At 57.7% G+C, this 13,831-nt stretch carries 10 protein-coding genes; 8 read left to right on the top strand and 2 right to left on the bottom strand.

Going from position 1 to position 13,831, the window contains the following annotated elements; all coding sequences use genetic code 11:
- Window positions 1-5: 5 nt before the first annotated feature.
- From larB to NHH03_RS18775, 7 genes are all read left to right on the top strand, one after another.
- The gene (gene larB / locus NHH03_RS18805) at window positions 6-935 is read left to right on the top strand and encodes a nickel pincer cofactor biosynthesis protein LarB (RefSeq protein WP_253158537.1); all 930 of its coding nucleotides are present in this window, start codon (window positions 6-8) and stop codon (window positions 933-935) included.
- Between the two features lie 37 nt (window positions 936-972).
- Window positions 973-1,845, top strand: coding sequence for an NAD(P)H-hydrate dehydratase (locus NHH03_RS18800; RefSeq protein WP_253158536.1), 873 nt, complete (start codon window positions 973-975; stop codon window positions 1,843-1,845).
- Between the two features lie 115 nt (window positions 1,846-1,960).
- Window positions 1,961-2,956: an ABC transporter substrate-binding protein gene (locus NHH03_RS18795; protein ID WP_253158535.1), complete on the top strand. Its 996-nt coding sequence runs from the start codon at window positions 1,961-1,963 to the stop codon at window positions 2,954-2,956.
- Window positions 2,953-4,446, top strand: a complete 1,494-nt coding sequence (locus tag NHH03_RS18790; RefSeq protein ID WP_253158534.1) for a sugar ABC transporter ATP-binding protein — start codon at window positions 2,953-2,955, stop codon at window positions 4,444-4,446. The genes NHH03_RS18795 and NHH03_RS18790 overlap by 4 nt, the downstream gene beginning before the upstream one ends.
- Window positions 4,443-5,516, top strand: coding sequence for an ABC transporter permease (locus NHH03_RS18785; protein ID WP_253158533.1), 1,074 nt, complete (start codon window positions 4,443-4,445; stop codon window positions 5,514-5,516). The genes NHH03_RS18790 and NHH03_RS18785 overlap by 4 nt, the downstream gene beginning before the upstream one ends.
- A 112-nt stretch (window positions 5,517-5,628) precedes the next feature.
- Window positions 5,629-6,594 (top strand): bifunctional riboflavin kinase/FAD synthetase, encoded by a 966-nt coding sequence (locus tag NHH03_RS18780; RefSeq protein ID WP_253158532.1) that lies wholly within the window; start codon window positions 5,629-5,631, stop codon window positions 6,592-6,594.
- A gap of 5 nt (window positions 6,595-6,599) precedes the next feature.
- Entirely contained in the window at window positions 6,600-7,589 is a 990-nt protein-coding gene (locus tag NHH03_RS18775) for a DHH family phosphoesterase (protein WP_253158549.1), read from the top strand.
- Between the two features lie 82 nt (window positions 7,590-7,671).
- Here the strand turns inward: NHH03_RS18775 and NHH03_RS18770 are convergent, their stop codons facing one another.
- The gene (locus NHH03_RS18770; RefSeq protein ID WP_253158531.1) at window positions 7,672-9,660 is read right to left on the bottom strand and encodes a membrane or secreted protein; all 1,989 of its coding nucleotides are present in this window, start codon (window positions 9,658-9,660) and stop codon (window positions 7,672-7,674) included.
- Between the two features lie 311 nt (window positions 9,661-9,971).
- On the opposite strand from NHH03_RS18770, the gene purB reads away from it, so the two are divergent.
- Window positions 9,972-11,420 (top strand): adenylosuccinate lyase, encoded by a 1,449-nt coding sequence (gene purB, locus NHH03_RS18765; RefSeq protein WP_261364354.1) that lies wholly within the window; start codon window positions 9,972-9,974, stop codon window positions 11,418-11,420.
- Window positions 11,421-11,430: 10 nt separating this feature from the next.
- On the opposite strand, the gene ppk1 is transcribed toward purB, so the two are convergent.
- The gene (ppk1, locus tag NHH03_RS18760; RefSeq protein ID WP_253158529.1) at window positions 11,431-13,641 is read right to left on the bottom strand and encodes a polyphosphate kinase 1; all 2,211 of its coding nucleotides are present in this window, start codon (window positions 13,639-13,641) and stop codon (window positions 11,431-11,433) included.
- Between the last annotated feature and the right edge of the window lie 190 nt (window positions 13,642-13,831).

Here is a 13,831-nt window from a genome sequence, read left to right as displayed (position 1 = left end):
TAATATTGAACCAGCCCACATCCAAATTGCGAACCCCGCTTAACCTGCACTGCCGATCCTTGCCACCACATCCGCCACCTAAAACCGCCCCCCGTGACTTGGCCCAATGGTTGACCGATGTGGCGACCGGCCGCTGTTCGGTCGCCGAGGCGATGGCAAATCTAGCCAATCCGGTCCCGCAATCGTTGGCGGATCCCAGCGATCCGGCCGGTCCCACTGCCGATCGACCGCTTGAGACCACCGCCCATGTAACGTTGGACCTGGACCGACAACGGCGATGTGGGTTCCCTGAAGTCATCTATGGGGATGGTAAACCGCCCGAAATGATGATCGAAATCATCCGCCGTCAGCAGCATGCCGGGCAACCCTCGTTCGCGACCCGCGTGGCACCGCAAGCGGCAGACAGCATTTTGACAGCGATTCCCCAAGCCAGGTTCAACCCGCTCTCACGCACCCTTACCGCCGGCATCCCCGGCCAGCCCCAACCGTTGGCGGCCAGTGGGCCGGATCCAACCGCGCAAAAATTTCCGCACCACGTGGCTGTGATCACCGCCGGCAGCACCGATGCGCCGGTCGCCGAGGAAGCGATCGAGACACTGCATTGGATGAAAATTCCGTTTCGCAGCTTTGACGATATCGGCGTCGCCGGACCAGCCCGCCTGATCGCGGCCGTCCCGGCGCTGCGTCAAGCCTCGGCCGTGATCGTGATCGCGGGCATGGAAGGAGCGTTGCCGGCTGCGGTCGGCGGTCACCTGTGTGTGCCCGTGTTCGCTGTGCCCACCAGCGTCGGTTACGGCGCCACCCTGGGTGGACTGACACCGCTGATGGGAATGCTCAGCAGTTGCGCGTCGAACGTCGCCGTGGTCAACATTGACGCCGGATTCAAAGCCGCTTACCTCGCCGGACTGGTCGCCCGCCCCATCGACGAGCGCTGAAATCTCGCCCCTGCATTCGCATTCCTGATCGCAACCGATGCCCGAATCCGCCGCTCCCCTGCCCTTCCCCGCGCGTCGACCCGATTCCCACAAAGGCGACTTCGGACGCGTGCTGTTGGTGGGCGGGTCCCGTGGCATGGCCGGCTCGATCGCATTGTCATCCATCGCGGCGCTGAAGTCCGGGTCCGGGCTGGTGTCGGTTGCGATTCCAGATCGTTGCTTGGAAACGGTTGCCGGATTCCACGCCGGCATCATGACGATCCCACTGGCCGATACCGACGACGGCCAGTTTGACTTGAGTGCCGAACTGCCGAAATCGTCTCGCTACGATGCCTATGGATGTGGGCCCGGCATGCAGACCGGTGCGGGAGCCGTGCGTTTGGTCGAAGCCCTGTTACAACGCCGCGACACGCCACGGGTGATGGATGCTGATGCAATCAACATCCTCGCAGCACAGCAAATGCTTGACCGCCCTGCCCTGCCCCGCCGCCAGCCCAACCTCGTCCTGACACCTCATCCGGGTGAACTGGCCCGACTGACCGGTGTCCCCGCCAATGATCGAGACGCACAGATCGACGCTGCTGCTGAATTGGCGGCGACACACGACGTCACGATCGTTGTCAAAGGCGGTCCGACCGTGGTGGTTGGCAAGCCGGTTGCCGGGCAAACCGTCGAACGGTTCGTCAACACGACCGGTAATCCGGGGATGGCGACCGCCGGCAGCGGCGATGTGCTGACCGGAATCATCACCTCGCTGCTGGGGCAACAATTGACGGCCTGGGATGCCGCTCGACTGGGTGTGTTCCTGCATGGCTTGGCCGGTGACCTGGCAGCGGACAAGTATTCTCAAGCGGCCATGACATGCTGGGAACTAATTGATTCGCTTCCGGCTGCGATCCGTTCGGTGTGAATGGGCTGAATCACACCAAACCGCCCACCGATTAACCTGCCACACTCAATGGCGCTGGCCACGATCCGTTATCATTGCGGTTTCTGATCCCCACTTCTCTCGCATCGAATTGCTCATGAAACGTGCCGCCAATTGCCTGTTGTTGTTCACGTCCGCCATGCTGGCTGCGACCCTGCTATCAGGCTGCAAACCATCGTCAACTAGTCACACCGGAAGTGACACCGTTCGTCTAGCGGTGATCCCCAAGGGCACCAGTCACGAATTTTGGAAATCGGTTCACTTCGGTGCTCAAAAAGCAGCGACGGAAATTGGCGATGTCGAAATCATCTGGCGCGGCCCGGTGGTTGAAAGCGACACCGGCAGCCAGATCGAAGTGGTCAAGGACATGATCACAATGGGAGTCGACGGCATCGTGCTGGCCCCCAACCAGAAAGGCGGATTGGTCGATGCGGTCGACGAAGCGATCGGTGAAGACATTCCCGTGGTCATCTTTGACAGCGGATTGGACGACGGCCCGAAAATCGTCAGCTACGTCGCCACCAACAACTTCAAAGGCGGACAGATGGCCGGCGACGCCATGGCCAAAGCCATCGGCGAAAAAGGAAACGTCATCTTGCTGCGATACCTAGCCGGCAGCGAAAGCACCGAACAACGCGAAGAGGGATTCTTGGACGCGATCGCCAAATACCCCGATATCACCGTGGTGTCATCCGACGAATATGCCGGCGACAACGCGACCAAAGCGAAAGAAAAAGCCGACCAATTGATTCAACTGCACGGCGAAACGCTTGATGGAATGTTTGCCGTCTGTGAACCCAACGCCAACGGCACACTCGAAGCGATCAAGAACGCCGGGATGGCTGGCAAAATCAAATTGATCGCGTTTGATCCCAGCGATGCGCTGATCAAAGCACTTCGCGACGGCCACTGCCATGGCATCGTGCTGCAGGACCCGGTGCAAATGGGTTACCTGTCCGTGATCTCGCTGGTCGATTCGATCAACGGAAAATCGATTCCCGAATTCCAAAGCACTGGCGAATACCTGGCGACCCAGGACAACATGGACGGGGAACCGATCAAGCAATTGCTCAAGCCCGAACTGATGGAATGAACGCATTGCTTGAAGTCAGCCGAATCAGCAAACGATTTGGGCCTACGATCGCACTGGACAACGTCAGCATGACCGCCCAGGCCGGACGTGTCCTGGCCTTGATCGGCGAAAATGGTGCCGGAAAAAGCACCCTGCTGAAAACGCTCAGCGGCGCCCATCGCCCCGACCACGGCACGATGTCGATCGACGGCCAATCCTATCGCCCGGCGGGTCCGATTGATGCCCGATCGCGAGGTGTCGCGATCGTCTATCAAGAACTGACACTGGCTCCTGATTTGAGCATCGAAGACAACATCATGCTCGGTCGCAGCGGAACCGTTGCCGGAACACTACTGCGATCCCGACAACGCCAACGGGTCCAAAAAGCGATGGACCAAGTCGGATTGAGTTCGATTTCCCCCAAGGCGCGGACCGGTGACCAGAGCGTTGCAACACAACAATTGATCGAGGTCGCTCGGGCGCTGGTCAGTGACGCAAAAATCATTTTATTTGATGAACCCACCAGTTCGCTGCCGGCGGCCGATGTCGATCGTTTGTTCCAAATCGTCGACACGCTACGCAGCCGCGGATTGGCGATCATTTACATTAGTCACTTCTTGGAAGAGGTGCGTCGCATCGCCGATGACTACGCCGTGCTTCGCGACGGTCACTCCGTCGGTGCCGGCCAGTTGTCGCAGATCAGTGACGATCAAATCATTTCGTTGATGGTCGGCCGCGACGTCGATGACCTGTTCCCCGCGGTGCCACACGAGATCGGATCGGCGCGATTGGACATCGACCGACTGACCGCCGCGCCGGTTCCGCACAACGTTTCGCTGTCGCTGCGCCGGGGTGAAATCTTCGGCGTCGCCGGACTGGTCGGCGCCGGACGCACCGAATTGCTGCGCTGTCTGTTTGCGATGCAACCGACACGCAGCGGAACGGTTCGGCTGGATGGACGACCGTTGCCACAGCGGATCAATGCGCGGCGGCGGGCGGGACTCGGACTGCTAAGCGAAGATCGAAAAACTGAAGGCCTGGCGCAAAACCTGTCGATCACCGAAAACCTGTCGATGGGCAACCACCAGCGCTACAGTACCCTGGGTTGTTTGAACCTCAATGCCCGCAGCGAAGACGCCAAGCGCTGGATCGAAAAAGTCGAGATCAAAGCGCAGCATCCCAATCAATGTGTTGCCGAACTCTCGGGTGGCAACCAACAAAAAGTCGCGTTGGCGCGCCTGTTGGCCCAAGACGCCGAGATCTACTTGCTGGACGAACCGACCAAGGGTATCGATGTCGGTACCAAGGCGGAGATCTACCGGATCATGGGACAATTGGCTGCCCAAGGAAAAACCGTGGTGTTTGTCAGTTCTTATCTGCCAGAATTACTGGCGGTCTGTGATCGAGTCGGTGTGATGTCACGCGGTCGAATGACTGAAGTTCGCGTTACCAAAGATTGGAACGAAGAGGAGTTAATGCTTGCGGCGCTTGCTGCAACGGAAGACGAATGAGCGATCGCCCCACCCCCAACCACCGTGCACGCTGGAGCGTGCTGCTACGACACGGCCCGTCGTTAGCCCTCCTATTCATCATCGCCCTGTTCGCCTTGCTGGACTGGCAATTCGGCAGCGGACGTTTCTTTTCGTCACGCAACGCCGGCGTGATTGTCAACTCCGCCGCCTTGGTCGCCGTGCCCGCGCTCGGGATGACCATGATCATCATCGCCGGAGGGATCGATTTGTCAGCCGGCACGGCGCTAACATTGTGCGGAACTGTGATGGCAATCGCCTTTCGTGATTACACGATTCCGGCGGATCAAGCCGGCGCGGCGACCTGGATCGCGCTGGCCCTGGCGCTTGGCTTGGGCGTCGGCATCCTGTGCGGTCTGATCAACGGGCTGATCATCAGCTTGTCTGAAATGGTCCCCTTTATCGTCACGCTGGGCACAATGACGATTTTCCTGGGGGTGGGCCAAGTGTTGGCGGAAGAATCCACCGTCTATCCCCAAAACACTCACCTGCCAGATTGGCTGCGCTACCTGTGCTACACCGGCAGCAACACGGATTATTACTGGTTTTCATTCCTACCCATCCCGTCAAGCGCGCTGATCGCAATTGTGTTGGGGATCGCGGTCGCACTGCTGATGCACTTCACGGTGTTTGGACGCAACATTGTCGCGATCGGTTCGAATCCATTGACCGCTCGGTTGTGTGGGATTCGTGTCGGGCTGACGACCACCTGGGTTTACGCCCTGGCCGGTGTCTTCGTCGGGCTCGGTGCATTGCTGTATTTTGCCAACGTCAAAAACGGGAACCCGTCTGACGGAACCGGCAAAGAACTGGAAATCATCGCTGCGGTGGTGCTCGGCGGCGGCAGCCTAAGCGGTGGACGGGGGTCGATTCTGGGGACGATTGTGGGAGCGTTGATCATCAAAACGATCAGCAGCGGCTGCACCATGCTGTCGATCCCCAACACCTACACGCACATCATCATCGGCGTGATTATCATCATTGCCGTGTTGATCGACGGGCTGAGAAACGGGAAACCGAAATGGCTGTTCGCGCGGCTTGCCAGCGGTTGATTGCCGTCACTTCCCCGCCGGGCCGTTTTCGACCAAACTAGCAATCCTATGTTTTGCGTTTGACGCATCACTTGCGCAGTCCAACGGCCCGCTCCCCTGCTCTTTGACCCTCGTGACCGAAATCGTCTCGCTACCCGATGTTTCCATTGCCAGCTTGGGTGCTGCGCCGCACGAGGGCCTACATGGCGGGGTCGCCAGCATCGGCAATTTTGATGGCGTTCATCGGGGGCACACGAGCCTGTTGAAGCAAACGCGTCGGCTGGCCGACAAACTTTCCGGACCGGCGATCGCGTGCTTGTTCGATCCTCATCCGATCGCCATCCTGCGTCCGGACGCCGCCCCCAAACGGCTGACATCGGTGGCCGAACGGGCGCGGCGAATGAAGCCCTTTGGAATCGACTATTTGGTCGTCTGCCGGACCAGTCGCGACCTGTTGGGTTTATCGGCCCATGAGTTTTTCGACGCTTTGATACGCGACAATTTGAAATGTCGTGGTATGGTCGAAGGCGAAAATTTTTGTTTCGGCAAAGGACGCGGCGGTGACGTCCAACTCCTGCGGACACTGTGCGCTGAGCATCAGATCGAATTCGAAATCGCGGAAATGGCATCGGCCGCTGGCCAGTCGATCAGCAGCACACGCATTCGAGATCTGCTGGCCGCTGGTGAGGTTGCCGCAGCGGCCCAGATGATGGCGACGCCCCATCGGATTTCCGGCGTGGTCGTGCATGGCGATGCACGTGGTCGCACGATCGGGTTTCCGACCGCCAATTTGGAACAGATCGATGTGGTCATTCCCGGTGCCGGCGTCTATGCCGGCCACGCGATCATCAAGGAACAATCGTATCAGGCGGCGATTCACATCGGCAAAAGCCCGACCTTTCAATCCGGGCTCGCCAACAAAGTGGAAGTCCATTTATTGGATTTTTCCGCTGATCTGTACGGGCAAACCCTGACCGTCGAATTCATCGACCAGATTCGCGGCATCATCCGCTTTGAATCCGCCGATGCATTGACCACACAACTTCACAAAGACCTTCAATCCGTCCGGCAACTGCTGGACCAAGAACCCAAGACGTGACTGCTATGAGTGTCAATTGGAAACGCTTTGTCGATCAAATCGGCCACTACCAATCATTTGTCTTGGTCAGCCACATCCGCCCGGACTGTGACGCGCTGGGCAGTGAGTTGGGGATGGCCTATGTGCTGCGTCAGATCGGCAAGGACGTCCGCATCATCAACGCCCATCGTGTGCCACCGGCTCTGCAGTTTCTGGATCCCGCCGGAAACATCGAAGTCCTGGGCGACGACGTCGAAGCAGAAGACATCTCGGCCGATTGCATCATGATCCTGGACACCAGCGCCTGGGCACAACTCGGTGACATGGGGGATGTGATCCGCAGCGCATCATGCGACAAGATGGTTCTGGACCATCACATCGGCGAAGACGATCTGGGCGCGACGATGTACAAGGACTACCAGGCCGAAGCCGCTGGGACACTGGTCGTGCAAGCCGCCGACGCGCTGGGGGTGCCGCTGGTGAGGCAGATGGCCGCCCCCCTTTTCGCGGCGATCGCCACCGATACCGGCTGGTTTCGTTTTGGCAGTGTCACTTCCGACACCTATCGCGTGATCGCTCGACTGGTCGATGCCGGAGTCGTCCCCGCAGAGGTCTACAGTGACCTGTATGAACGCGACACACTGGCCAAGCTCAAATTACGCGGACTGATTCTCTCGCGCACTCAAAGCGAGCTTGACGGTGCTCTGATGCACACCTACGTCGAGACGCAAGATTTTGAAAGATTGGGGGCGGTGCCCAGCGATACCGAAGACAGCATCAACCTGACCTTGGCGGTGCAAAACACCAAAGCCGCGGTGATTTTTGTCGGCCAGGCGCGAGGCGGATTCAAAATCTCGTTCCGCAGTCGCTGTGCACTTGATTGCAATGAAATCGCCCGCCAATTCAATGGCGGCGGTCACAAAGCCGCCGCGGGTGCGTTCCAAGAGGGCACCCTGGCCGACGTGCAAGCCAAAGTCCTGCCGGTGATTCTAGAAGCACTACAAAAGGTGCTCTGATCGGATCCAGCGGAACATTCCCGTAGCAGGGCCCGCCAGGGTTCAGACCGACGGCAGCCCAAGCATGTCGAACCGATGCGTTCTACTCGGCCAACAGGAAACCGGTCATCGACCAGCCACTGTCAGTCTTTTTCCAAAACGCGCCGGCCCCTTTCAGATAGCTTTGAATCTTTTCGAAAGGCGGTAGCTTGCTGGCCTGAATCGGATCGGGCTCTCCCTCTCCATCCGCTTCGACGACCCGCCGCAGCAGATTCGTGATCACCGAATCACTCTCTTGCAGCCTGCCTTCACGCAGCAATTCGTAACGTGCTCGCAGTGACAAACTGGGATGAATGACGCCGTCGAAGGTGACTTCCTGGGCGCCCAGACTGTCCATCGCTGCGGTGATCTTTTGAGTGGCCGCTGTCGCTGCCAATCCGTCTTTTGCACCCGCGCTGATGCGGTCGCCGATCTTGGTCAACAATTCCGAATGGCTGGAAAAGATCAGATAGCTGGGGTCACCGGATGTCTTGCCATCGACGACTGCGATCGCCCAGTGGTTCAACAGAGGCGCCACATCTTCGGTCTCAAACTCTTCTTCGAACCCTAGCAACGCCAATTCTTCATCGATATCCGAGTCGCCTTCGCCACGCTCGACCCGCCACACATCGTATTCCGGAACATCCAATTTGGTCGCATCCGGTTCCACCTCCATCGCCTTGCGAATCACGTCTTTGACAACGTCTGAATTTTTGATTCGCAGTGCGACCAACATCCGATCCGATTCCGGACCGGCGGGCATCGTGTTGTCGGTCACCAAGATCACTTCATTTTCCAGATTCGGCAAAAAGTCTTTGGCCAGATCGATCTGTGGGCCTTCGGGGTCATCACGAATCCCTTCAATCATCGGCCGAAACAGGTCTTCGCCGAGCGCATCATTGATCAACGACTCAGCCGCCCAGAATGAATCTTCGATTTCCCAATTGATCCGATAAAACCCACCGGCGTCATCACTTGGCCATCCGGGAATGGCGACACGCGGTGCGTTGATCGCTTGTAACATACGCGCGGCTTTGACCAATTTGCCGGGTGCCAATACGCTGCCGCGGTGCAACACATCAAATCGATCACCGGAAACCACAGCGACCCCGCCCAACGCTTCGATCACTTTGAATCCCTGGCGTTCGAGCAATTGCAGAATATCCAAATCGTCACGGCGATCGTATTCGAATACCTCACGCAAGATCCGCACCATTGCAAACGGTTCGGCAAACCATTCCCAACAGACGGTCCCGCTTTTTTCGCCGGCCGAATCAATCGCAGCGTAGGAATCTTGCTGGATTTTTTGGTAAGACGGACGACTGGAAAATGCTTTGCTGGGCGTCTTGCCGGACGCCACGTCCAGCAAATCGATCACCGCCACGTCGCGGTCGGCGGCGATGAAACGCTGATCGTTCCAACTGATCGCAATTTCTTCGACCTTCAATTGGCCGGGTTTGGGCTTGGTGGTGTAAATGCGAATCGTTTCAGCGCCATGTTTGACATCGCGACGTGTCGCGCCGCCGGCCTTCAACTCCGCATCGATTTTTTCCCCTGCATCGTCCGCATGAGGCTTCATCCCACGGATGTCGGCAATCACACACAACGAATACGGGCGCCGTTTGTCTTCGGCGAATGACAACCAAGCCGCCACGACTTCACCCGAAGCGATTTCGTACAGGTCTTCCGGACGCAAACCAATCTTGCGATCCAGGGAATCGAGATAGCTCGATGCTCGCTCGCGTTGCTCGTCCAAAAACGGCTGCATCTCCGGCGACGACAACAGTTTGCCGATTTGGGTTTGTTGCCAAGCGTTGCAGAAATCCGGCACGCTGGGAATTCGCATGACGCCGGCCGCGGTGACCGGCAACAGATCGACGCCACTGATAAAATCATCCGCAGCAGCCGCACCGCCCGCAGCAGCAGCAGCAGCAGCATTGTCCGCCGCAGCAGCCTCCGTGCTGGACGTTTGCAATGGTCCCTCGGCTCGACAACAAACGCTGCCGATCAACAAGGTCCATCCGAACAACAGAGCCGCCAATGATCGATTCATTCCCAAACCAGATTTCATATCGTTAACTTTCGGCAGGGACCGACTCCCAGTCGCTCGATTGTGGTGAAAAAAACAGTTGTTGCAGAAAAGTTGTAGGAAGCTGAAAAGCATGTCTCGTCTCAACGGCTATGGGAATCTCGGGGGAAGCGAGATCTGCGGGTGCTGCGTCACACGTTCACTGGAGGGCGAAAAAGCACTCGTTCGGGTGGTCATCACGAACGACGAATTGTCACCGCGATTCAGCCCAGTATGTTATCGCACTCCATATAACCACGAAACGCCGCAAAATCCGACGCCTCAAATTTGCTGAAATGACTCAATCTTCGCCAAATCCCGCAGAATCCACGTACCAAAACCCGCTGATCGAGCGATACGCGTCGCGAGAAATGGCAGTTCTTTGGGGTCCCAACCGCCGTTTTCAAACCTGGCGCAGCCTGTGGATCGCTCTGGCCGAGAGCGAACAAGAGCTCGGATTGGATATTTCGGACGCCCAGCTCGACCAGCTCCGCAAGTTTCGGACCGAATTGAACCTGGATGTGGCAAATGAGTACGAACGGATTCGTCGCCACGACGTGATGGCCCATGTCGAGGCCTACGGGGACCAGTGCCCCGACGCCAAACCGATCATCCATTTGGGTGCCACCAGCTGTTTTATCACCGACAATGCCGACGTCATTCTGATTCGCGATGCCCTCCAATTGGTGGCGCGACGATTGGCCGCGACGATCGACGCGATGGGCACCTTCGCCGCCCAGCACCGTGCCCTGCCCTGCCTGGGGTTCACCCACCTGCAACCGGCCCAGCCGACCACGGTCGGTAAACGCTGCTGTCTATGGGCCTACGATCTGGTACTGGACCTGCATGAGATCCAGCATCGCCTGGACACCCTGTGCGCCCGCAGCGCCAAAGGCACCACCGGGACCCAAGCCAGCTTTCTACAACTGTTCGGCGGTGACCACGACAAAGTCCGCCAATTGGAATCCAAAGTCGCTGAAAAAATCGGTTTCGACAAGACTTATTCTGTCACCGGTCAAACGTATCCTCGCAAAGTCGACGCGCAACTGCTGGATGCACTCAGTGGGATCGCGCAAAGCTTGCACAAGACGGCCACCGACATTCGCCTGTTGGCCAACCGCAAAGAGATCGAAGAACCGATCGAAAAACATCAAATCGGTTCCTCGGCAATGCCCTACAAACGAAACCCGATGCGCAGCGAACGGATCTGTGCGCTGACACGATTCGTGATGAGTTTGCAAAGCAGTCCTGCGATGACCGCCGCAACGCAGTGGATGGAGCGAACGCTGGATGACAGCGCCAACCGACGCCTGGTCATCCCCCAAGCCTTTTTGGCGATCGACGCCTCATTGGTCCTGATGCAGAACATCGCCAGCGGCTTTGTCGTTTATCCAAAAACCATCGAACATAATTTGGCTAAAGAACTGCCGTACATGGAGACCGAGAACATCATGATGAAAGCGGTCAAAGCCGGTGGCGACCGCCAAGAATTGCATGAGCGGATTCGCGTCCACAGCCGCGAAGTCGCTCAACGGGTCAACGCCGAAGGCAAACCCAATGACATGATCGAACGGTTAAAGTCAGACCCCGCATTCGCCACGGTTGAATTCGATACCGAAATCAACCCGCTGGATTTCGTCGGCCGCGCCCCCGAGCAGGTCGACGAATTCATCGAACAACAGGTCACTCCGATCCGCAATCGGTACGCCAGCGACGAAACGCTTAGCGTGGAAGTCACGGTCTGATCCGTGGCGTTTAGCTGCTGGCGCTGAGAGGACGGAACGTCGCGCGGCGGCTGAGTTCGGCCTTTTTCCAGTCTTGCACGACTCGATCATAGAGCACCCGCTGGGAACGATAGGGCGAATCGTCACCCGGCTGCGCTTGTCGATACTCGCCGTCGGGTTGCATCTGCCAGGCGCTGACGTTGTCTTTGAAATACGTCTCCAAGACTTTTTTCAAATGATCCCCACACTCGTCATCGTTGACCGGCACCAACAATTCGATCCGACGGTCTAAGTTCCTCGGCATCCAGTCGGCACTACTGATCAATAGTTTTTCATCGCCACCGTGGCGAAAGTAAAAAATCCGTGCGTGTTCCAAGAAGCGATCGACAATCGAAACCACTTCGATGGTCTCACTCAGCCCCTTGACCCCGGGTTTCAAACAACACTGACCACGGACGTTCAAACGCACGCGCACCCCGGCCTGGCTGGCACGATACAGCGCGTCGATCACTTCGGTATCAACCAACGCATTGAGCTTGGCTGTGATCTGGCCTTTGCCGCCTTGCAAACTGCGTTGAGTTTCACCCTCGATCAGATCCAAGATCGTACGACGCATGGTTGTCGGTGCAGCTGCCAGTTCTTCCATTCCACGCGGCTGACTTGCGCCAGTGATGGCATTGAAAAATGTGGTGGCATCGCGCCCGAGCACCTCGTCACAGGTCAGCAGCGAGATGTCGCCGTAGAGTTTCGCAGTGGCTTCGTTGTAGTTTCCGGTACCAAAATGCAAGTAGCGGACGATGCCTTGTGGTTCACGGCGGACGATCACGCAAACTTTCGCGTGTGTCTTTAGCCCGTGAATACCGTAGATCACCTGAACTCCAGCGCGCTCCATCTCTCGCGCCCATTCGATATTCCGGGCTTCGTCAAACCGCGCCTTCAGTTCCACAATCGCTGTCACGTATTTCCCCCGCTCGGCGGCACGCTCGAGCGCCGCAACGACCGGACTGTTTCGGCTGGTCCGATACAACACCTGTTTGATCGCCAACACGTCCGGGTCCGATGCCGCTTCCTCGATCAAACGCACGACCGAATCGAAACGCTCGTAGGGATGAACCATCAACAAGTCGCCGGCTGCGATCGTTGAGAACATCGATTCGCCAGAATCGATTCGAGGATGTGGCTTTGCCGGCCAAACCTCGTCACGCAAATGATCAAATCCCTCTTCGCCATGCAGCGTCAACAGAAACGAAAGATCAATCGGCCCGTCGATCGGATACAAGTCTTCATCATGCAACTGCAATGCACCACGCAAAAATTCAACCGTCTGATCACTGGCCGATGCGCCGTATTCGAGTCGCACGGCGCGCGAGTATCGGCGGCTTTCCAAAACCTCTTCCATCCCGCCCAACAGGTCACCGGCTTCGTCCTCTCGCAACTCGATGTCAGCATTCCGCGTCAACCGGAACGGCACGCATTCTTCGACCGTTCGCCCCGGAAAGAATTTGTCGACGAAGTGAGCGACCAGACTCTCCAGCAATACGTAGCCGTGACGTTTGTCCCCCGAGAGCGGAAAGACACGCGGCAAGGTGCGGCCCATCGGAATCAACGCGAACTCGGACACGACTTCTCCGTCCCCTTCGACGGGGCTGCCGGGCGCAGTGCCCAATCGCGTTTCCGGATCACAGACCAGTCGCACCAACAGATGCACTCCCAATCCGCGCAGCAAGGGGAATCGATCTGGCGAAACCGCTTGCGGCGAAAGCACCGGGAAGACGTCGTCATTCAAACGTGACTTGGCGGCCGACAGTTCAACATCGGTCGCCTGTGTCAAATCGATCTGTTCGATGCCGGCGGCTTCCAATTGTGGCTGAACGTCATCCCGCCAAACTTGGTATTGTCGAGCAACGATTTCATGCCCCTTCTTTGCCACCGCCTGCAATTGCTCCGACGCAATCATTCCCGCCGGATCGCGCAACGTCGGATTTCGCTTGTGCAGAATCTTCAGGCCCCCGACGCGGACCATCATGAACTCGTCTAAGTTCGAGCTGGTGATGGCCAAAAATTTACCCCGTTCCAAAATCGGCAGACTGGCGTTGGCGGCCTGGGCCAAGACCCGCTCGTTGAACGCAAGCCAGGTGAGTTCACGATTCAAAAACCGGTCCGCTGGCAGCGGCTTTTTCAACCGTTTCGCAGCGGTTTCAGCCTTGGTCGAATGACGGCTCTTTTTACTGGTATTGGGCACTCAAACACCTGATTCGAGAGAGGAATGTCGCTTCAGGCTATCATGAAGTCTGGCTGCCAAGGGCGATACCCGGGTTCTCACATTTGAAGTCGCGTTTTTATGGCAACCCGACGCGTGAGTTTTGAAGTTGCGCTTTCGCGTCATACATTGGTTTTTGGTAACCCGACGCGTCAGTTTTGAAGTTGCGCTT

The organism is Stieleria tagensis (genome assembly GCF_024129865.1).
In the GTDB taxonomy this organism is placed as follows: domain Bacteria; phylum Planctomycetota; class Planctomycetia; order Pirellulales; family Pirellulaceae; genus Stieleria; species Stieleria tagensis.
The sequence above is the reverse complement of the archived record's forward strand: the minus strand, read 5'-3'. Positions and strand labels throughout refer to the sequence as shown.

Coding starts and splice junctions, on each gene's coding strand:
- NHH03_RS18800 (WP_253158536.1), top strand. CDS start 973: ATGCCCGAATCCGCCGCTCCCCTGCCCTTCCCCGCGCGTCGACCCGAT.
- NHH03_RS18795 (WP_253158535.1), top strand. CDS start 1,961: ATGAAACGTGCCGCCAATTGCCTGTTGTTGTTCACGTCCGCCATGCTG.
- NHH03_RS18790 (WP_253158534.1), top strand. CDS start 2,953: ATGAACGCATTGCTTGAAGTCAGCCGAATCAGCAAACGATTTGGGCCT.
- NHH03_RS18785 (WP_253158533.1), top strand. CDS start 4,443: ATGAGCGATCGCCCCACCCCCAACCACCGTGCACGCTGGAGCGTGCTG.
- NHH03_RS18775 (WP_253158549.1), top strand. CDS start 6,600: ATGAGTGTCAATTGGAAACGCTTTGTCGATCAAATCGGCCACTACCAA.
- NHH03_RS18770 (WP_253158531.1), bottom strand. CDS start 9,660: ATGAATCGATCATTGGCGGCTCTGTTGTTCGGATGGACCTTGTTGATC.
- purB (WP_261364354.1), top strand. CDS start 9,972: ATGACTCAATCTTCGCCAAATCCCGCAGAATCCACGTACCAAAACCCG.